This is a genomic window from Polyangium mundeleinium (assembly GCF_028369105.1).
Lineage (GTDB): Bacteria > Myxococcota_A > Polyangia > Polyangiales > Polyangiaceae > Polyangium > Polyangium mundeleinium.
Window position 1 is genome coordinate 2,635,916 of the sequence record NZ_JAQNDO010000001.1, and the last position, 20,361, is coordinate 2,656,276.

The window sequence follows — 20,361 nt, forward strand, 5'->3', positions numbered from 1 at the left end:
GGGGGGAAGGGGAGGGGGATGCAGCGCGCATCCCCCTCGCGGCAGCGGTCCGTTCAGGGGACGAACGGATCACAGTCGACGAACACGATGTCGCTCTTGCTGCGCGGCATGAGCTTGAAGTGGTTGAACGAGTAGCCGTGGACCCCGGTGATCGAGGTGAACTTCGATCCCACCGCGCACGTGTTGTTCAGGCCCATGTTCAGCGCTGCGTCGGTGATCTGGTCGTCGATGCGCAGGTTGCCGGTGACCGTGAACTCGTCGTAGTCGCCGGCCGGGCCGTCCGAGTTCACGACCGTGATTGCCACGTTCACCACGCGCACGAGCATCGACTCGTAGCCCTCGGCGAACATGCCGTTCGTCGCGATGGTGGCGGGGTCCGCGACGTCGATCGGGCCAAAGGGCAGCGTCGTGCTCGGTTCGTCGACGGTCACGATCGGGGTCGTGATCTCGGCGAGGCCGAAGTACTCCTCGTACTCGCCCGTGACGCTGACGCGGTTGCCGACCTGGACCTGCGGCGCCGTGCTGCCCGTGAAGACGAAGATGCCGCTGAAGGGCTTCAGCGACGCATCCTGCACGTAGAAGCCGCGGCTGTTGCCCGTGTTCGGGCGGATGGCCGTGACGTAGACGTCCTTGATCGAGACGGACGAGCCCGCGGCCGGGTGCTCGGGGTGCGCCGGGTTGCGGATCACCTCGATGAGCATGGGCTTGGGCGGGCAGATCGGCGTGCCGAAGTTCGGCTCGGCGCACGGATCGCACGTGTCGCCGTGCCCGTCCGCGTCCGCGTCGGCCTGGTCGGCGTTCGCCGCCTCGGGGCAGTTGTCGCTGCCGTTCGGCACGCCGTCGGCGTCGATGTCGTTCGCGTCGAGCGGCGTGCAGGCGTCGTTCGCGTCGAAGGGGCACGCGTCGCAGACGTCGCCGATCTTGTCGCCGTCGATGTCGGCCTGCGCGCCCTGATCGAGCGGCCGGATCGGGTTGAAGACCTTGGGGCAGTTGTCGACGTCGTTCGCGATGCCGTCGCCGTCGTCGTCCTCGGCCGTGATGCCGTTCGCGTACTCGGTGCGCCAGGGGACGCAGCTCGGTTCGATGTTGGGCGTCTGGTCATTGCAGAAGAAGAGCGGGTAGAACGCCTCGCCGGCCGTGCGGATCTGGTTCAGCGTGACGCCGTTCAGGTCCTTCGCGACGCACGCGCGCTTGTCCCTCCCGCAGACGGGCAAGGACTCGCAGTTCGAGCCCCCGAAGGCCGGCTCGATCACGAGCTTGTCGTCGCCGTAGAGCACCTTGCCGCCGCGCAGGACGAGCACGACGTCCTCGACCCCGGCGCCGATCACGGCGCGGTGATCCTTGCGCTCCTTGCCGTCGAAGATCGTGACATCCGCGGCGTAGCCGGGCTTCAGCATGCCGACGATGTCTCCCGCGCCCGCGGCGAGCGCGGCGTTCGTGGTGACCATGCGCCAGAGCTCCAGGTCGGAGAAATGGCCGTTGTAGTGGAGCGTGTTGAGCTCGTCCGCGCAGCGCAGCTCGCGCAGCAGGTTCATCGAGCCCGAGGCCACCCAGTCGGTGCCGAGCGCGATCGGCACGCCGAGCGTGTCGAGCAGCGTGACGCTCGCGGTGTTGCCGTAGAGATCGACGTTCGAGCGCGGCGACCAGACGACGGTGCTGAAGTCCTTGCGCATCTCGGCGAAGTCGTCGGCGAGGAAGCCGATTGCGTGCACGATGGCCGTCTGCGGCTGGACGATGTCGTTCGCGCCCGAGATCTGGCAGGTGATCTCGTTGTGCGCGGCCTTGTCGATGCCCTCGCTGACGTGCGGCACGTACGCTTCGATGTCGGCGATGGCCGTGGCGGCCGTGGGCGAGGGGTAGTTGCAGCCCGATTCGAGCATGAGGCCGCCGCTGTCGCCGAGCGGGAACGTGTCGGAGTCGGCGGGCTTGATCGGGAGGCCTTCCATCCGGCCCTGCACGTCGAGGTTGCGGAGCAGGCCGGCCTGGCCGCCCGCGCCGAGCGTCGACGTCGCGCCGCTCATCACGAAGCGCAGCTCCGCGAACCGCACCACGTCGCCGCTCGCGCCGCCGTTCACCGAGATCTTCGGCAGCCCCGGCGCGCCCTTTCGCCACTGATGGCGGTGCGTGTAGCGGACGCCGTCGTGCGTCTTCGGCGGGTTGTTCGCGAAGCCGATGTGATCGTGCGCGTTGATGAGCCCCGGCGAGATGACGCCGTCCGCGCACTCGATGATCGTGGGATCGGCCGCGGCGGGCGAGGCGCTGCAATCGCAGTCGACGCAGGCGATGCTGCCCGTCGTGTCGAGCGCGAGCTCGCCGCGGTGGAACGTCTGATCGGGCGCGAGCACGGTGCCGCGGAAGATCGTGCCCGAGGTTCCCTGCTTCACGACCGCGCACGTGCCCGAGGCCGGCGGCGTGAGCGGAGCGCCCGGACACTCGATCACGACGCCGCTCGGCGCGCCTCCGCTGCCTCCTGCGCCGCCCTGACCGCCTTGCCCCCCTGCGCCGCCCTGTCCGCCCTCGCCCGCGACGCCGCCCTGTCCCCCTTGTCCGCCGACGCCGCCCTGCCCGCCGGCCCCGCCCGGGCCCGCGCTGCTGCTGCTCGTCGTGGTCATACTGGTGCCCCCTTCCGCACACCCCGCCGCGATTGCGGCGAGTGGGAGCGTCAGGGCCATCGTGCAAAGGAAGAGCGAGGGACGGGTGAAGCGGGGCGGTCTCATGCTCGCATCTTACGCGAAGACGGGCGGCCCGGCTGCTCGTCCGCGCGTCCTGACGAACAGCGTCACGCGTTCGTCACGCCCGATCGACGCAGCCGTCGTGGGCGGCTCGGGACCCTCGCTCCACTATCGACGCGCCGCGCCGCGCGCGCTAAGCACCTCGCCGGAGAGCGTGCATGAAGATCTTCATCGACTCGGGTGACATCGCGGAGATCAAAGAGGCGCAGGCGATGGGCGTCATCGACGGGGTGACGACCAACCCCTCGCTCCTCGCGAAGGGGGGCAAGCCCACGAAGGTGGCCATCGCGGAGATCTGCGAGGTGGTCGACGGCCCCATTTCGGCTGAGGTTGTCGGCGTCGAGGCCCAGGAGATCCTGCGCGAAGGCCGGGAGCTCGCGCGGATTCACAAGAACGTCGTCGTCAAGGTTCCGCTCATCGACGAGGGCCTGAAGGCGGTCCGCGTCTTCGCGGCCGAGGGGATCAAGACGAACGTGACGCTCTGCTTCTCCGCCTCGCAGGCGCTGCTCGCGGCGAAGGCGGGCGCGACGTACATCTCGCCGTTCGTCGGTCGCGTCGACGACATCTCGGGCGATGGCATGGACCTCATCCAGCAGATCGTGCAGATCTACCGGAACTACGAGTTCAAGACCGAGGTCCTCACCGCGAGCGTGCGCCACCCCGTGCATTTCGTGCAGGCGGCGATGATCGGCGCGCACGTGGCGACGCTGCCGCTCAAGGTGATCAAGCAGCTCCTCAAGCACCCGCTCACCGACCTCGGGCTCGCGCAGTTCCTCGCGGACGCGAAGAAGATCCCGCAGTCGTAGCCGTGGCGACGACGAAGAAGGGCAAACCCGCCCCGCCCGCGCCTGCGCCGAACGTGGTGGAGGTCGCGACGCGGGGCGGGCCGTTCGAAGGCGCCTCGCCCGTGGTGATCCGTCGTCGCGCCGGCAAGATGCTCGAACACCTCGGCCTCGCGGCGGTCGAGCTCAGCATCGCGCTCGTCGACGACACGACGATCCACGAGCTGAACCGTTCGTACCGGCACAAGGACAAACCCACGGACGTCCTTTCTTTTCCGCTGCACGAGCGCCCGCCCGGGTGGAAGCCGAAGGGGGCGAAGGGCGCGGAGATCGGTGCGGGATGGCCGCATGCAGGGCCACTCGGGGATGTGATCCTCTCGATCGACACGGCGCGGCGACAGGCCGCGGAGCAAGGCCGTCCGCTGCTCGCGGAGCTCACGATGCTCCTCGCGCACGGCCTCTTGCACCTCGTCGGGTACGATCACCGGACGGCGGCGGAGGATCGCGAGATGACGGCGCGGACACGGGAGCTCGAGGCAGCGGCGAGCGCGCGGACGGCAGGCGCCCCCCGGTGACTTTCCCGAGATTTTGCCTTGCGAGGCCACTCTTCGCCTGTTAAACGGTCGCCCGCTCGCGTCCAGGACGTGCTCGGACAGAGCCATTTCATGGGGTCGTCACCGATATCGGGCGGCGATCCAAGAGGAGGGCAGGATGCCTCTTAGCAAGCTGACGAAAGCCCAGATCACGACCGCTCTCGCCGAGAGCACCGGCCTCGACAAGAAGGCCGTGGGTGGCGTCCTCGACGCGCTCTCGGCGCTCGTGGCCAAGCAACTCGGATCGGATGGTCCGGGCGAAATCACGATCCCGGGGCTCGTCAAGCTCAAGGCGAAGGCGACGCCTGCCACGGCCGATCGGCAGGGTGTCAATCCGTTCACGAAGGAGCCCATGACCATCAAGGGCAAGCCCGCGAGCCGCAAGGTCCGCGCGACGCCGGTCAAGGGCCTCAAGGATCAGGTGGGCGCGTAACCGAATCTTCGGTTTACGTTTCCGTTTCGCCGGAACCGGCGCGGGCCTCATCGCTCGTGCCGGTTTCGTTTTTCGAACGCGCCTCACGACGGGATCGCCAGGCGAACGCGGCGATCGCGGCCACGAAGATGAAGCGGAGCGGCTTGTCCCCGAAACGGCCGTAGACCGTGAGCGAGCCGTCGCGCAGCGTGGGCGTCGCGACGAGCGTGGAGGGTGACGTGGAGGCATCCCGCGCGACGACGACGCCACGCGCGTCGATCCACGAGAGCACGCCGAGGTTCACGGCGCGCACGAGATCCAGGCGATGCTCGATCGCGCGCATCGCCGCGAGCCGCGCGTGGAGTTCGGGCTCCGCGGTCCCCACGAACCACGCGTCGTTCGTGACGTTGACGAGCAAGTTCGGCTGGAGCGCGCGCGTGATCCGCAGGCCGACACCGGCGAGCGTGTCCTCGTAGCAATTGAGCACACCCATGCGCACGGGGCCGTCCGCGTGGGGAAGCACGAGCGCCGTCGGCTCGGTGCCCGGCACGAGGCCGCCGCTCGCCTGGAAGATGCGACGTAGCCAAGGGATGTAGCCGCCGAGCGGGACGGTCTCGCCGAACCAGAGCAACTCGAGCTTGTCGTACGAGGGCTGGAGCGAGCCATCGGGCAGGACGAGGGTCGCGGAGTTGCGGCTGTTCGTCTCCACGACGCCGGGGCTCGTGGCGGTCGGCTTCTCCAGCATGATGAGCCCGAACAGGATCGGCCCGCGCGCGCCGTCCCCGTGCACGGCGCGTGGCCCACGCGGCGCTTGCGTCGTGCCGTGCATGAGCGGGTAGGGGTAGGCTGCCTCGGGCCAGACCGTCAGGTCCACGCCACCCGCCTCGGCGTCCTTCGTGAGCCGCCGCAGATCGCGCAGGATCCCCGCGTGGTTTTTCGCGTCCCAGCGCTCCGTCGGACCAACGGCCTGGTTGAGGAGCGCGACGCGGATCGTGCGCACCACCGAGGGCTGCGTGGCGAGAAAGCGAATGCGGAGCGCGCCGTGGATCACGAGCAGCGCGGGGATGGCCGCGGCGATCACGAGCGGGATCGTGGTCTTCGCGCCGAAGCGCGCCTTCGTGGAGGTCGCATCCTTTGCGAACATCGCCTGGAGCGCGCGCGCGAGGAACGCGGCGGAGACGGCGAAGATCACGGACACGCCCCGCTCACCGACGAGATCCGCGAGCTGCACGAGCGCCGGCCATGGGCTCACGAGGCCGGCCGGCGTCCACGCGAAGACCGAGGGGAGCGAGACCGCGACGAACACGCCGATGGCAAACGCGAGGACGAACGGCGCGCGCGCGCGGCGATGGACGAGGTGCGTCGCGGCCGCGCCGATCGCCCAGATGAGCGATTGCCCGGCGGCGAGGAGGACGAGCGCGAGGTACGCAGCCGCCGAGCCGAGCGGCGTGAAGCGCTGGACCACGCTCGGCACGAAGCGGAGGCCCACGATGCCCGCGGCCGTCGCCCACGCCGCGCCGCGCCCGAATGCGCGCCACGTCGTCGGCGCGTCCTCGAGGGACCACGCGAGCAGCGCGAGGCCGAGGAACACCGCGGGATAGAGGTCGGTCGGGGGCGAGGTGAGGGCGAAGAGGATCCCCCCGGCGATGGCCAGGAGGAGGGCCTTGTGGCGCCGCAGTCGTTGCATGGTGGGGAAGCGGCCCGGCGGGAGAGAGAGAGCCGGGCCGCGAGAGCAGGATCTAGCAGCGGTGGGGGCCGCGCGCTGGGAGGCCCGGCGCGGGTATCACCACCAGAACGTCAGGCCGCCGCGGAAGAGGCCGCCGCCGGAGGTGTTCGTCGTTCGCCCCGAGTTCGTATCGATGAACTCGGCCGGGCCCGTCTCGGCGTTGTCGTCCGTCCGGTGGCGGACGAACGCGAGCGCGTCGAGGTTGAGCGCGAGCCTGCGCGAGACGCGGAACTCGAGGCCGATGCCGCCCTGCCCGCCGAAGTAGCTGTACTCGGCGGAGAAGTTGTTGCCGTCGCGGGTCGGCGACAAACGCGGATCCGCGTCCTCCGATTGCACCGTCGCGCTCGACCAGTGCACGCCGCCGGTCAGGTAAAACTGCGCGCGGCTGCGCGGGTTCACGTAGAGAATGCCGTTCAACGAGAACGGGGTCTCGACGCGATCGAAGCCGTTGTAGTCAGTCCCGCCGAGGATGTCGAACGAGCCCTCGATGGCAAACGCGGGCACGGGCCGGTAGCGCAGGCCGAGCCCGAAGCCACCCATCCCGGCGTCGGGATGCGCGCTCGGCTCGCCGTTGTCGCGACGACGATCCGTGCTGCCGATCGAGAGGCCCTGCAGGCGCAGGTTGAGGCCCCACTCGGGCTGCCAGCGGCGCTGCGCAGGCGCGACGAGCGGCGTGCGCAGACGCGCGGGCGCGGCCATCACGCGGGCCGGCGGCGGAGGCGCCGGCGGCGGCGTGACGCGAACCGCCGGATGGTGCCGACGAACCACGTGCGTCCGGGCACCCGGCGCGACGATGATGATCTGCGTTTGCGCCGGCTGCTGCTGCACGTGCGGCTGCTGCGGCGCGGGTTGATAAATCACGACCGGCGGTTGGGAACGACGAACGTGGGGCGCGGACCGCGCGGGCGGCGGCGGCGGAAGCGCCTCTTCTTCTTCGACCACCTCGACGGCGGGCGGGGGAGGCGGGAGCGCTTCGGCCTGGGAGGGAGCGACTTGCACGTTGTCCGGGCCCGCTTCCGTTTCGCAGAACCACGAGCCCGGCGGGCAGTCCGCCAACGCGACGGCGGGTTGGCTCAGAGCAGCGGCAGCCACGATCAAAGCAGGGGTCAAGCGGCGCATGGGACGACTCCTCGTTTGTGCTTGCAGCCTAGCAACCGGAGTGCCATCGGCCAGCACGCTGCGGTAGACGGTTCACGCGAGATCTCGGTGCACTCGCGTGCATGGTCCGCCACGGCGGGCTGTGATGAAAGGTTCACACGGTGGCCAAGCGCCTGCCTAGAGAAAACAATACCCCAGCCGGCCGCCCATCGGTATGCCTTCCGAGGGGGGCTTCAGCATTCGTTCTTCCGACCGGACACGCCCCGGGAGCGGGACGCCCATGAACGCGCGCGCGAGATCCGCCCATGCCCCCGACCCGAGTCCTGCGCGCCCCGAGGGGCGTAGGCCAGGGTCCCCCATCCCCGTCGTCACCCTCAAGCCGGGCCACGTGAGGCCCGTCTGGACCGGACACCCCTGGGTCTTCGCGCAGGCCATCGCCCGCATCGAAGGCGGCGCCCTCCCCGGCGACGAGGTCAAGGTCGTCGACCCCCACGGCGCGACCCTGGGTCACGGCCTCTACACCCCCCGGTCGGCCATCCCCGTCCGCATTTACACCCGCGACGACGCGCCCGTCGACGGCGCGCTTTTCCGCCGCCGCATCGAACGAGCGATCCAGCACCGGCGTGATCTCGGCCTGCCGAACCACGCCGCAGGCCACGAGACCACGGCCTATCGGCTGATCCACGCCGAGGGCGACGGGCTGCCCGGGCTCGTCGTCGACGTCCTCGGGGATGTGGCCGTGGTGCAGATTGGCACGATTGGCGTGAAGCGGCGCGAGGGGATCGTGTTCGACGCGCTGTCCGAGCTGCTCTCGCCGCGCGCGATCGTCGACCGCACCTCGGTCGAGCTCGCGAAAAAGGAGGGCTTCGAGGCATCTGCGGGGGTGGTCCGCGGAGATACGAGCGTCGACCGGTTCTCGTTCGTGGAGCGCGGGCTCGCCTACGAGATCCCGCTCGCGCTCGGGCAGAAGACGGGGTTCTATCTGGATCAGCGCACGCTCCGGGCGCGGGTCGAGCAACTCGCGCACGGGCGCCGCGTGCTCGACGCGTTCTCCTTCGTGGGGACGTTCGCGATGGCCGCGGCGCGTGGAGGCGCGAAGGAGGTCGTCGCGGTCGACGAGAGCGCGCTCGCGATCGAGGTCGGCGCGGAGTGCGCGCGCAAGAACGGGCTGCTCGGGCGGATCCACTTCCAGCGTGACGACGCGCGTCAGGCGCTGTCGCGGGCCTCGGCCGAGGGCGGCTTCGACATCGTGCTCTGCGATCCGCCGAAGCTCTCGCCCACGCGTGGCGCGAAGGAAGGCGCGCTCGGCGTGTACAAGGCGCTCGCGTCGGCGGGCTGCCGGGCCACGAAGGCGGGCGGGATCCTCGTGCTCAGCTCGTGCTCGAGCGCGATCTCGATCGACGACCTCACGCGCGCGCTCGCCCTCGGCGCGCGGGAGGCGCGGATGCACGCGGTCATCTTCGATCGGCACTTCCAGGGAGCGGATCACCCGGTGAGCGCGGCGTTCCCAGAGGGGCTCTACCTGAAGAGCGTGATCGCGCGGCTCGAGGTGTTATGACGGGCGTGTCGCCCTCGGCCGCGCCGCGCGCGCTCGCCGCGATGCGCCCGGAGGAGGCGCGCGGCCTCTCCGGGCTCGTGTTCGATCTGGACGACACGCTGCTCGATCACGGCGAGCTCACGGAGGCCGCGTATGCGTCGCTCTTCAGGCTGCGGGAGGCGGGGCTCCGGCTCGTCGCGTGCACGGGGCGGCCCGCCGGGTGGGCCGAGGTGCTCGTGCGGCAGTGGCCGCTCGACGCGGCGATCGCCGAGAACGGCGCCGTGGCCTTCATCAAGGAGCGGCGCCCGTTCGGCGCGCCCCGCTTGCGCCTCGTGTTCCCGGCGGATCTCGCGGCGGCGGGGGCGAGGCGCGCGGAGCTTCGGGCCCTCGCCGAGGAGCTCTGTCGGCGTTTTCCGACCGTGTCGCTCGCGGACGACAACAACGCCCGCTTCACGGACGTGACCCTCGACATCGGCGAGCACTGCCGCGCCCCGGCCGAGGACGTCGCGGCCATGCGGGCGGAGGCCTCGCGGCGCGGCGTTCACACGCTCGCGTCGAGCGTGCACCTGCACCTCTCGTTGGATCCGGCCGACAAGGCCACGGGAACGCTCCGCCTCCTCGAAGCGGCGTTCGGGGAGGACCCGACCCGCGCGCGGCTGACCCACGCATTCATGGGTGACAGCGGCAACGACGCGGCGGCCTTCGCGGCGTTCACGACCACGATCGGCGTGGCCAACGTGCGCGCCTACTTGCCCATGCTGCCCGTTCCGCCGAAGTATGTGACCCAGGCTGCCATGGGCCGAGGTTTCGCAGAGCTCGCGACAACCCTCGTGGATCTCCGCGTTCCTCCCGGTTGAAGGCGGGACGGCAACGCTTCAATGTGAAGTTTGTCACGCGATCCTGCTGGATGGAACGATGGAACGTGGGATGGATCAGCAACGGCGCACAAGGACGAGGTGGCGGAACGAAGAGACCCCCACTCTCTCCGAGATTCGCTATCTTGGCACCATCCGAAGTGGCTCTTCGCCCTGGGAGACGGGTATCGTAGCGGCTCTCCCTCGTGGCGGGGCCTTGGGCCGAACCCCGAGGCGAGTCCCCCTGGATCCGAGCATGTCCACCGGCTGAATGGCTTCTCGAACTCCCGCCCCCGGCGCGATCGTCGACAACAAGTACCGCCTTGCAGAACGCATCGGCGGTGGCGGGATGGGCCACGTCTTTCGTGCGGAGAACGTGCTCGCCGGCCGCGCGGTCGCGATCAAGTTCCTCCACCCCGAGCTGTCGGAGAACACCGAGCTCGCGCAGCGCTTCTTCCAGGAGGCCCAGGCGGTCAACCGCATCCGCCACCCGAACATCGTCGACGTGATCGACGCGGGCGTAGGCGAGATGGGCCCCTACATCGTGATGGAGCACCTCGAAGGCGAGGGCGTGGGCTCCGCGCTGCAGCGCCTCGGGCGCTTCGACGTCGACGCCTCGGTCGCGACGTGCATCCCCGTCCTCGAAGCCCTCGACGCCGCCCACCGCGTGGGCATCATCCATCGGGATCTGAAGCCCGAGAACGTCTTCGTGGCGTTCGACGTGTCGCGAGGTCAAGCCGTCGTAAGGCTTCTGGATTTCGGCATCGCAAAGGTGCTCGATTCGAGCGGGCCCTCGCCACGCACGCGCACCGGCGTGGTCTTCGGGACGCCCGATTATCTCTCGCCCGAGCAGGCCACAGGCGACGCGCCGATCGACGGCCGAAGTGATCTCTTCGCCGTGGGCGTGCTGCTCTACGAGCTGCTGACGGGCACGCGGCCCTTCCGCGCGCCGACGGCCGTGGCGACGGCATTCCGCGTGGTGCACGCCGAGGCGCCCACACTCGCCGCGGCAGGCGTGCACGTGGATCCGCGGCTCGAAGCCGTGGTCGCGAAGCTCCTGCAGAAGGATCCGATGAAGCGCTACGCCACCGCAGGCGAGGTGGCACGCGAGCTCGATCGGTTCTCGTCGGATCCGATGAAGCGCTCGACGGCGCTCGGCCGGATCATCAACCTGCATCGACGCGTCGCGCACGCGAGCGTGGCGCAAGCGCAAGGCGGGCCTCCACCCCCGCCGCCAGCCACGATCCTGCCGGAGCCGGATCGCATGAACACGCCGCTCCGCGAGCCGCCTGCCGTGCCAGCGCCGATCCGGCCCAGCGTACGGACGAGCTTCACCGATTCCGGCGCCTCGTCGATGCCCTACGCGCCAACACGTGTCGTGCCGAGCATGGGGAGCCCGAGCCGCTCGAGTGATCCCGGGCCCCCGCCCCGCGGCGACTACATCGCATCGTCGCGCAACGTCGAGCCGCTCGTGCCTCCGGCCATGCCGAAGCCGCTCGGCGTGGCGCGGAGCACGGCTTCCTCGGCGAGCTCGTCGAGCACGTCGGCAAGCTCTTCGAACGCAGGTCCGCCGTCGCGGTACGTCCAGCCGCGCGCAGCGTCGCGGTTCCCCGGGATGTACCAGGTGCGCGGCGCCGTGCTGCGCGCCGTGGACAAGGCCCTCACCGAAGACGCAGGTCCGCGCGTGCGCGAGCAGGTCGTGGCACAGCTCCCGCAGCGCTACGCCGAAGATTTCCTCAACGACTCGATCAACGCGCTCGTCGCATACGACCTCGAAGCGCTCGACGCATACATGGAGATCGCGACCGCGATCTCGCTGCACGAGCCCTCCCGATGGCGCGCGCTCGGCCGTCTCGCCATCGGAGGCGAGCTCCACAACACGGTGCGCAGCGTGCTCCGACCCGCGCCAGATCTTCAGATCGCGATCCGTCGCGGCATCTCGATCTGGTCGCGGCTCTTCAGCTTCGGCGCCTGGAAGGTGGGCGCGAGCCAGAGCGGCAAGGTGGTCCTGCAGATCGCAGAGTTCGAGCCAGCCTCGCTCGCGCTGCGCCTCTGGGTCGTAGGCATGGTCGAAGAGACGGCACGCCGCGCCGCAAGCTTCGACGTGCGCGTGGCCATCACCGCAGGCGAGGTCGGGTTCACGCCCGAGCTGACCTGCGAGATCGCTTAACGGAGGCGTTGCGCTGGGGCTTTGCCCCAGGCCCCACGGGGGCTGTCCGCCCCTCGACCCGGACCAGCGCAAGCGCTGGACTCGGGGTCGATGAACTGCGCTCCGCGCAGTTCATCGAACAGCCGCTAGTCAAGACCGCCAACGACCCTGCCAACCAAGGCCACAGCGCTGCAGGTTCAACCAGCAACGTGCACGTCGCCTGCTTGGAACCCACCTCTGTGGTCTTGCCACCGGCCCGATGGAAGAACTGCGCGGAGCGCAGTTCTTCCATCCCCGGTCCAGGCCGTGCCTGGTTCGGGTCGAGGGGCGAACAGCCCCCGCGGGGACCGGGGCAGCGCCCCGGCTCCGCGCCTCCGCAAAGAGAGCGTCAGGACGGCTTTTCGGCCTGGAAACAAGCTCGGCAGTAGACCTTCTGGCCTTCGGCCGGCTTGAACGGGACCGTTGAAGCGACGCCGCAGGCTGCGCATGTGATCGGGAAACCACGGCCGCGCGGGCCACGCGGGCCGGACGAGGTGCGCGGACCCTGCGCGTGATCCTGGCTGCTGTCTCGTGGGCCCTGGCCTCGCGGAGAGAAGTTGCTGCGGGGGGCGGGCGCGGCGGGGCGGCCGTACGACGGGTACATGGCGAAGTGTGGATCGGGCATCGGGCTCCGGTATTCGTTCACGTCGCCCGTGTATCGGCCGGGGCGCGCGGGAGAGTCGTGCCTTCGACCTTCGCGTCCGCGCGGAGTGCCGCGGCTTGGGCCCTCGCTGCGGCTTGTGCTCTTCGAACGCTTCTCGCGCCAGCAGGGTTTGCAGAGCGTTGGCGGGGACGAAAGCCCTCGCTCGGCGCGTGCGGCCGCGTCGTCGGCGGAAAAGAGGAACGACGAGCCGCAGCTCGCGCAGTTGATCTGCTCGTCTCGATGCTGCTCCATGGACACTCCGGAAACTCTTCGCAAAGGGCGCGGGTGCTTGGACCCGCGTGCCCGCGTGGTGTGCTCGGCACGCCCCTGATTTCACGGCAAAAACGCCCGCCCTTTGCAGGACGAGCGCTCGGAGATCGTGGAGAGCAAGGTGACATGGAGCCCCTCGGGGTCAAGGCGCTCGTTCCTCGCCTTCACGCGCTGTCCGCGGTCCGCCTCGGCTGTGCGCGACCTGCGAAGACGCGAGGGGATATCACCGCGTTTTGGCCAGTGCTACAAGGGGAGCCACGACGCCATCCCGCCTTCGCTATGCACGGCGCGCGCCGCTTGTTTGCGTGCACCTCGTGACGTTGTGAAGAGCGCCCTTCGAGCAGAGTGATGACCCACGCCCCCTTGCATCTGACGGACAGCGACTTCGACGCCTATGCCCCGGAGAAGTCGACGTCGAACGCCTACTCGCGCCCGCGCCTCGAAGTGAAGCAGCGCGCGCTTGCCTGGGCGCGCGGCGTGATCACGCGCCTCGCGGAGCTCGGGATCACGGTCGACGTGCACGGCTCGGACGAACACCCGACCCTGCGCAACAAGAAACGTGTCGAGTGCCAGTGGGTGTTCTTCTGGCGCGACGCGGCGGCGCGTGAGGAGCTCGAGCGGCTGCTCGACGCGGGACGATCGATCTCGGCTGCGATCGATGATCCGAGCCCGTACGGTCGGCACGCGTTCCTCGCGCTCCAGATCGCCTCGCATGGCGTCGAGGTTTGCTTCGCCGTGCACCCCGAGGCGAAGGTCGACATCGACAACCTGCGCGCGCGGCTCGCGGCGAAGGATGCGGCGGAAGGGACCGGACCGACGGCGCTCGCCGCCGAGCTCACGGCTGCGCTGCGTGCCCTTCCCGAGCAGTTTGCCGTGGGCGTCGGCGCGGATCGCGTGGCTGCGAGTGCTGCGACGCCGGAGGCGATCGAGGCGATGCTGGAGCGCGCGGCCGAGGGGCAGGTGCCGCTCTGGATTGGATGGGCCGTGCCGCGCGAGGTCGCGCTGGAGCACGCGGAGATCCTCGACGAGCAGCTCGAAGACGCGCTGCTCGCGCTCGCGCCGATTTACACGCTCGTCGCTTGGTCGCGGCAGAACGATCACATCGCGCTCGATCGACGCCTCGAAGGCATCGAGCGCGAGCGCGCCCGGACGCATGCGGAGGCTTCAGCGCAGACCGAGAAGTGGCAAGCCGAGCAGGCGGCCGCGCGGGAGCGATCCCTCGCTGAGGCGAAGGCGCGTGGTGAGGCCGAGGGGCCACGCGTGTCGGCGCTCCCGTTTGGGTTTGGCGCGCGTGCGGGGCATGGCGCGCCGCGCAGGCCGTCGCTCGATACGTTGTTCAAGCCGAGCCAGAAGGCTGAAGGCGAGCGCGATCGGCGCGGCGGAAAGCCGCAAGAAGCGAGAGCACCCCAAGCACCGGCTGCGCCGCGGGAGCGTGAGCAGACGCCCGCGCCGCCTCGGGTCGCGCCCGCGCCTGCGGCCCCCGCGCCCGCGCCTGCGGCTTCGAGCAACACGAGCGCGGCCGCGCCGACGACGATGGAAAAGGGCGCGCGCGTGCGTGTCTTGAGCGGCCCGTTCGCGGACAAGATTGGCGTCCTCGGCGAGCTCGATGGACGCGGCGGCGCGCGTGTGCTCCTCGGCCTCCTGTCGACGCGGATCGAGGTGACGGATCTCGCGCTCGTGCCCGAGGGGCGCGAGCGACCGGCGATCCAGAGCTCCCACCGGCGGCCCACGGCCCCGATGCCACGTAAAGCGCGCTGATGCAAAAGCTCGCACCATCCGAGTTCCCCACGGGGCTCGGCGCTCAATTCCACCGCAACCTCTGGCTCTACCTGAGCGGCGCGGCCCTCCTCGCGGCGCAGCACCTCCTCATGGTGAAGCGCGACTTCCTTGTGAGGGACGCCGTCGACGCGGCCGAGCAGCTCCGCGCGAGCGACGCCGCGCAGGATGCGCTGCTCATGCTGGGCGTGGTCGTCACGGCCGCGGTCACGCGTGTCCTCTCGCGCTGGACGATGTTCACGGGCGGCAGGAACGTCGAGTACGAGCTCCGTGCGGCCCTGCTCGCGCGGCTGCACAAGCTCGGCCCCGCGTTCTTCCGGCGCATGCCCACCGGCGAGATCATGAGCCGCTCGACGAGCGACCTGCAGCAGGTCCGCCTCCTCCTCGGCTTCGGCATCCTCAACGTGGTCAACTCGCTCCTCGCGCTCTCGAGTGCGCTCTACGTCATGGTGCGCGTGAGCGGGAAGCTGACGCTCGCGGCGCTCGCGACGTTCCCCGTGCTCATGCTGATCACGCGCACCTTCTCGGGGAAGATGTTCCAGCGCATGCGCGAGAACCAGGAGGCGCTCGGCAAGATGAGCGATCGTGTCCTCGCGAGCCTCGCCGGTGTCCGCGTCGTCCGTAGCTTCGCGCTCGAAGAGGCGGAGATCGCCACGTTCGAGCGGGCGAACCAGGACTACATCGAGAAGAACCTCGTGCTCGCGCGCATCCGCGGCTCGATGCAGCCGATCATGGGCGCGATCCTCGCGGCGGGGACGATCATCGTCTTCTGGTACGGCGGCTCGCTCGTGCTCCGCGGGGACATCACGAAGGGCGCGTTCATCTCGTTCTGGACCGCGCTCGGCCGCCTCATCTGGCCGATGCTCGCGCTCGGCTTCGTGACCGCGATCGTGGCCCGCGGCCGGGCGAGTTACGTGCGCCTCAAGGCGATCTTCGACGCCGTGCCCGAGGTCGTGAGCGGCGCGCTCCCCGCGCCCGCGTCCGTCTCCGGCGCGCTGCGCGTCGAGGGCCTCGCGTTTGCCCACGGCGATCGGAAGGTCCTCGAAGACGTCCGGTTCGACATCCCCGCGGGCGGATCCCTCGCGATCCTGGGGCGCACGGGATCGGGCAAGAGCACGCTCGCCACGCTCCTGCCGCGGCTCTTGCCGACGCCCCGCGGCGCGGTCTTCCTCGACGGCAAGGACATCTGCGAACTGCCGCTCGACGTCGTGCGCGAGAGCATCGGCTACGCGCAGCAGGACGCGTTCCTCTTCTCGACGACCGTCGCGCAGAACATCGGTTACTCGCTCGAAGAGCAGGACTCGCCGGAAGCGATGGAGAAGATTCGCGCGGCGGCGGCCGAGGCGGGCGTGCTCCAGGAGATCGAGTCCTTGCCGGACGGCTTCGACACGGTCGTCGGCGAGCGTGGCGTGCAGCTCTCGGGCGGCCAGCGGCAGCGCGTCGCGCTGGCCCGCGCGCTCCTGCGTGAGCCCCAGATTCTCGTCCTCGACGACCCGATGTCCGCGGTTGATGCGAAGACGGAGGCGGCGATCCTCGGCGCCATCGAGCGTCAGGCCGCGCGCCGCACGCTCGTCCTGATCACCCACCGCGTCGCCGCGGCGAAGCGCTGTGATCGCATCATCGTGCTCGAACGCGGGCGCGTCGTGGAGGAAGGCTCGCACGAGGAGCTCGTGGCGGTCGGCGGCCTCTACGCGTCGTTTGCCGAGGAGCAGGAGATCGAGGAGAAGCTCGCTGCGTTCGGCGCCGAGGATCTGCCCGCCTCGGTGCCCTCGCCGGAGGCCGTGCCCGCATGACGAGCTTGTCCGTGGAACCCAAGGCGAACGGCGTGAAGGCGTCGGCGACCGGGAAGACCCGGGCCGAGAAGGCGCTCGCGCGCTTCCACGAGGAGGACCGCCTCGGCGAGGGCCTCGACGCGAACATCCTCGCGGGGCTCTGGCCGTTCATGCGGCCGCACGCGAAGTGGCTCGTCCTCTCGCTCGGGCTGCTCCTCATGGGCTCGGGCCTCGCCGTGCTCCAGCCGTGGCTCATGGGGCGCACGTTCGACGCGTTCGAGCATCCCGGCGCGGCAGAGACGCTCATGCAGATGGGCGCCCTCATCCTCGTCCTGAAGCTCTTCGAGCAGTCGATCGCGTTCCCGCAGGTCTACCTCATGCAGCTCGCGGGCGCGCGCGCGTCGGGGGATCTCCGCGCGCACGTCTTCCGCTTCCTGCACACGCGCAAGCTCGGCTTCTTCGATCGCACGCCCGTCGGCCGCCTCGTCACGCGCGTCACGAACGACGTCGACGCGATCAACGAGATGTTCGCCTCGGGCACGCTGAACGCGCTCGGCGATCTCGTGCGCCTCGTCCTCATCGTCGTGGTCATGCTGCGGCGTGACTGGCAGCTCGCGCTGATCACGTTCGTCGCGGTCCCGCCGGTCGCGCTCGGCGTCATGTGGACGCGGCGCCGGATCCGCGACGCGTTCCGCGAGATCCGCGTCAAGACGGCGCGCATGAACGCCTACTTGAACGAGCAGATCTCGGGCATGGCCGTGGTGCAGGCCTACGCGCGCGAGGAGCAGAGCGCGCTCGAGTTCGACGACATCAACGAGGCGTACCGGCAGGCGAACAACCGCTCCATCGTCTTCGACGCGGCGCTCGACGCGGCGATCGAGCTCGTGCAGAGCCTCTGCATCGCGGCCGTGCTCTGGTACGCGGGCGTCCGTTCGCTCTCGGATCGTGTCTCGTTCGGCACGCTCGTCACGTTCGTCGCGTACATCGAGATGTTCTTCATCCCGATCCGCGATCTCTCGGCGCGCATGACGCAGCTCCAGTCGGCGCTGGCCGGCGCGGAGCGCATCTTCCAGCTCCTCGAAAACAAGGACGAGGACGCGCCGGTCCCCGCGGCCGCCGAGGCGCAGGCCGAGAAGAAAGACGACACGATCGCGTTCGAGCTCGATCACGTCGACTTCGAGTACAAGCCCGGTGTGGCCATCCTCCGCGACGTCTCGATCCGTGCGGGGAAGGGCGAGAAGATCGCGCTCGTCGGCGCGACGGGTGCGGGCAAGACGACGGTCGCGTCGCTGCTCTTGCGCCTCTACGAGGCCAAGCAGGGCTCCGTGCGTGTCTTTGGCCGCGACGTGCGGAACGCGCCGCGTGACGAGCTCCGCAAGAGTTTTGCGGTCGTGCCCCAGGAGGTCTTCCTCTTCCCCGGCACGATCGCGAGCAACATCGCGGCCGGTGACATCGAGGTCGATCGGGCGCGTGTCGTCCGCGCGCTCGAGCGGATCGGCGCGCTCGATCTCTTCGAGCGTCGCGAGGGCGGGCTCGAAGCCAAGGTCGAGGAGCGTGGCTCGAACTTCTCGGCGGGCGAGCGCCAGCTCATCGCGTTCGCACGCGCGCTCTACCGCGACCCGCCGATCCTCGTGCTCGACGAGGCGACGGCGAACATCGACAGCGACACCGAGGCGCGCCTGCAGAAGGCTGTATGGGCCGCGATGCAGGGACGCACCGCGCTCATCATCGCGCACCGGCTCTCCACGATCCGCGCGGTCGACCGCATCGTCGTCTTCCACAAGGGCCGCGTCGTCGAGCAAGGCAGCCACGAGACGCTGCTCGCGCAGGGCGGGGCGTACGCGCGCCTCTACCAGCTTCAGTTCAGCCGGACCGAGGCGCACGCCGCGGAGTAGGGTTCGGCGTTCCGCGAGGGCGGGGTGTCGTTCCGCGAGGGCGGGGTGTCGTTCCGCGAGGGCGGGGTGTCGTTCCGCGAGGGCGGGGTGTCGTTCCGCGAGGGCGGGGTGTCGTTCCGCGAGGGCGAGGTGTCGTTCCGCGAGGGCGGGGTGTCGTCCCGCGAGGGCGGGGTGTCGTTCCGCGAGGGCGGGGTGTCGTTCCGCGAGGGCGGGGTGTCGTCCCGCGAGGGCGGGATGTCGTCCCGCGAGGGCGGGATGTCGTCCCGCGAGGGCGAGGTGTCGTCCCGCGAGGGCGAGGTGTCGTTCCGCAAGGGCGAGGTGTCGTTCCGCGAGGGCGGGGTGTTCCGCACAGTGGTTACGGCGCTTGGCCGCTCAGCTCATCGGCGCGGGCGAGGATGGAGGAGGACAAGCGCTCGAAGTCTTCGCGGCAGCGCAGGACGGCTTCCATGTGCGCGCCGATGGCGCCGTCAGCAGGTTTCAGGTGGAACATGGGCTTCCAGGCGTCTTGGGCGAGCGGCATGAGGCTCTGGTAGTGACGCATGATCCCGAGGCACCACGGGTCCTCGTGGAGGGAAGCTGGGGGCTCGTCGCGCAAAACCGATCGGTGGAACACGGTGGGAATGAGTGCGACCCACTTCTCGTAGGCCCTCACCGGATTCGACAATCGCATCACCGCCTGCATGACGATGTAGCCGAGTGGCTTCATCGGTCCGAGGGGGAGGTCGAGGTCTGGATCTGGGCTCCGGTCGCGGCGGACGCTCCAATGATCTCGCCACTCGAACAGGGTCACAGCAACGTTGTGAAGCCCTTGCAGGGAGTAGACATCAGGGGCGAGCGGGGTGACCACGAAGTCAGCGGCGAGAAGCGCGGCGCGGCTGTTGGCGCCGAGCCCACGCCCCACATCGAGGAGAACCACATCCGGTCGATGCTGCTCCGCGGCCAGGGCAATGATCCGATGGAACGCCGACAACGCGCGAAAGGCATGCGCATCGCCATGCAAAGCGCGTATCCACGCATCGGAGAGCGTCTCCTCGAACGCGTACAAGCCGACGTCCCCGGGCACGAGCGCCAGGCCTTCTCTCAGCTCCTCGATGTGTGGGTTCCGGAGGTCCCCCGTCGCGGCGACAAGAGGGCGTACTGCGTCGTAGATGGTTCGGCCCTCGGATCGAGGGTCGCTCCAGAGCTCCTCGATCTGCTCCTCTGTCAGGCACATGGCCGTGAGGCCGGATTGCGGGTCGAGGTCGAGCAGGAGCACCCGATGCCCCTGGTCCACCAGCATGTGGGCGAGGTGGTAGACGAGCGTTGTCTGTCCGACGTCACCTCTGCTGTTCAGGAACGCGATCCGCTTCATACGCGGGCCCTGACGATGACGCCGAAGGTGGACGGTTCGAGGATGAACTCCGGCTCGGGGTTGCCGTTGTCCTTGCAGGCCTTCCGCGCGAGCGGGACCCCCATGCCGAAGCGTTGCACGAACCCGAGCTGGTAGAGGGCTGCTGCGACGGTCGGATTTCGATAGTCGTTCCCGCCGGGCTTGCCGAACGTCTGCGGCGTCGCGCGGCCGAAGAGCCCGCCCGGGTTGTGGATCTCGATCCGATCCGAGAACCAGTACCACTGGAGGGGAGCGTTGCTGGTCTCGTAGTTCCGATGGATCGCCGCGTTGCGAAGGAGCTGCTGCAACGCCGCCATGGGGTAGTCCGGCGCTCGACGCTCCACGGACGCGCCCGCCACCGTCGTCGCGACGTGGATGTGGGCGGTCGTGATCTCGTCCATGCGCCGCAGCACCTCGGGCAAGGGACCTGTGATCTCCTTCCGATCCACGATCGGATCCGTCAACTCCGTCCCATCCACGCGCAGGAACTGCACGTACGCTCCGGGCAGGTAGGTCGTCGGCTCACGGCCCAGGATGAGCAACCCCGCCACGTTGGGTACAGCGTCCGGGGACGCGAGGTGCAGTGCGGCGAGCTGCTCGGGGATCGACCGGCCGTTTTCACGCAGGACCTCCGGGGCGACGGCGCTCGGGAGGAACTCTCGTTCGAATACCTTGAGATCGAGCTCATCAAGCGTGGCACCCGGCACGGCTCGC

At 69.7% G+C, this 20,361-nt stretch carries 15 protein-coding genes; 9 read left to right on the forward strand and 6 right to left on the reverse strand.

Features of this window, described 5'->3' with window-relative positions; translation table 11 throughout:
* Positions 1 to 53 precede the first annotated feature (53 nt).
* On the reverse strand, positions 54 to 2,612 hold the full coding sequence (locus POL67_RS10675; protein WP_271917142.1) for a thrombospondin type 3 repeat-containing protein: 2,559 nt from the start codon (positions 2,610 to 2,612) through the stop codon (positions 54 to 56).
* A 278-nt stretch (positions 2,613 to 2,890) separates the two neighbouring features.
* On the opposite strand from POL67_RS10675, the gene fsa reads away from it, so the two are divergent.
* The 3 genes from fsa to POL67_RS10690 all read left to right on the forward strand — a co-directional run bounded on the left by fsa (position 2,891) and on the right by POL67_RS10690 (position 4,540).
* Complete coding sequence (fsa, locus tag POL67_RS10680) at positions 2,891 to 3,538, forward strand: fructose-6-phosphate aldolase (RefSeq protein ID WP_271917143.1); 648 nt, start codon at positions 2,891 to 2,893, stop codon at positions 3,536 to 3,538.
* Positions 3,539 to 3,540: 2 nt separating this feature from the next.
* Positions 3,541 to 4,089 (forward strand): rRNA maturation RNase YbeY, encoded by a 549-nt coding sequence (gene ybeY, locus POL67_RS10685; RefSeq protein WP_271917144.1) that lies wholly within the window; start codon positions 3,541 to 3,543, stop codon positions 4,087 to 4,089.
* Positions 4,090 to 4,225: 136 nt separating this feature from the next.
* A complete protein-coding gene (locus tag POL67_RS10690) occupies positions 4,226 to 4,540 on the forward strand; it encodes an HU family DNA-binding protein (protein WP_271917145.1) in 315 nt (104 codons plus the stop codon).
* A gap of 13 nt (positions 4,541 to 4,553) precedes the next feature.
* Here the strand turns inward: POL67_RS10690 and lnt are convergent, their stop codons facing one another.
* Together lnt and POL67_RS10700 are read right to left on the reverse strand one after the other, a co-directional pair.
* Positions 4,554 to 6,206: an apolipoprotein N-acyltransferase gene (gene lnt / locus POL67_RS10695; RefSeq protein WP_271917146.1), complete on the reverse strand. Its 1,653-nt coding sequence runs from the start codon at positions 6,204 to 6,206 to the stop codon at positions 4,554 to 4,556.
* A 96-nt stretch (positions 6,207 to 6,302) separates the two neighbouring features.
* Complete coding sequence (locus POL67_RS10700; RefSeq protein WP_271917147.1) at positions 6,303 to 7,364, reverse strand: outer membrane beta-barrel protein; 1,062 nt, start codon at positions 7,362 to 7,364, stop codon at positions 6,303 to 6,305.
* A gap of 259 nt (positions 7,365 to 7,623) precedes the next feature.
* Here POL67_RS10700 and POL67_RS10705 point away from each other — a divergent pair, with 259 nt between their 5' ends.
* The 3 genes from POL67_RS10705 (at position 7,624) to POL67_RS10715 (ending at position 11,904) form a co-directional block, all read left to right on the forward strand.
* Complete coding sequence (locus POL67_RS10705) at positions 7,624 to 8,901, forward strand: class I SAM-dependent rRNA methyltransferase (RefSeq protein ID WP_271917148.1); 1,278 nt, start codon at positions 7,624 to 7,626, stop codon at positions 8,899 to 8,901.
* Positions 8,898 to 9,737, forward strand: coding sequence for an HAD-IIB family hydrolase (locus tag POL67_RS10710; RefSeq protein WP_271917149.1), 840 nt, complete (start codon positions 8,898 to 8,900; stop codon positions 9,735 to 9,737). The genes POL67_RS10705 and POL67_RS10710 overlap by 4 nt, the downstream gene beginning before the upstream one ends.
* 268 nt (positions 9,738 to 10,005) lie before the next feature.
* On the forward strand, positions 10,006 to 11,904 hold the full coding sequence (locus POL67_RS10715) for a serine/threonine-protein kinase (protein WP_271917151.1): 1,899 nt from the start codon (positions 10,006 to 10,008) through the stop codon (positions 11,902 to 11,904).
* A gap of 367 nt (positions 11,905 to 12,271) precedes the next feature.
* On the opposite strand, the gene POL67_RS10720 is transcribed toward POL67_RS10715, so the two are convergent.
* A complete protein-coding gene (locus POL67_RS10720; RefSeq protein ID WP_271917153.1) occupies positions 12,272 to 12,817 on the reverse strand; it encodes a CxxC-x17-CxxC domain-containing protein in 546 nt (181 codons plus the stop codon).
* 366 nt (positions 12,818 to 13,183) lie between these two features.
* On the opposite strand from POL67_RS10720, the gene POL67_RS10725 reads away from it, so the two are divergent.
* The 3 genes from POL67_RS10725 to POL67_RS10735 are packed head-to-tail and all read left to right on the forward strand — an operon-like array spanning position 13,184 to position 18,278.
* Entirely contained in the window at positions 13,184 to 14,593 is a 1,410-nt protein-coding gene (locus POL67_RS10725) for a transcription termination/antitermination protein NusG (protein ID WP_271917154.1), read from the forward strand.
* Entirely contained in the window at positions 14,593 to 16,404 is a 1,812-nt protein-coding gene (locus tag POL67_RS10730) for an ABC transporter ATP-binding protein (protein WP_271917155.1), read from the forward strand. Before POL67_RS10725 ends, POL67_RS10730 begins: the two co-directional genes overlap by 1 nt.
* Entirely contained in the window at positions 16,401 to 18,278 is a 1,878-nt protein-coding gene (locus POL67_RS10735) for an ABC transporter ATP-binding protein (protein ID WP_271917156.1), read from the forward strand. The genes POL67_RS10730 and POL67_RS10735 overlap by 4 nt, the downstream gene beginning before the upstream one ends.
* A 355-nt stretch (positions 18,279 to 18,633) precedes the next feature.
* Here POL67_RS10735 and POL67_RS10740 read toward each other — a convergent pair whose 3' ends face one another.
* Together POL67_RS10740 and POL67_RS53525 are read right to left on the reverse strand one after the other, a co-directional pair.
* The gene (locus POL67_RS10740) at positions 18,634 to 19,629 is read right to left on the reverse strand and encodes a ParA family protein (protein WP_271917157.1); all 996 of its coding nucleotides are present in this window, start codon (positions 19,627 to 19,629) and stop codon (positions 18,634 to 18,636) included.
* Positions 19,626 to 20,354: an ATP-binding protein gene (locus tag POL67_RS53525; RefSeq protein WP_271917158.1), complete on the reverse strand. Its 729-nt coding sequence runs from the start codon at positions 20,352 to 20,354 to the stop codon at positions 19,626 to 19,628. The genes POL67_RS10740 and POL67_RS53525 overlap by 4 nt, the downstream gene beginning before the upstream one ends.
* Between the last annotated feature and the right edge of the window lie 7 nt (positions 20,355 to 20,361).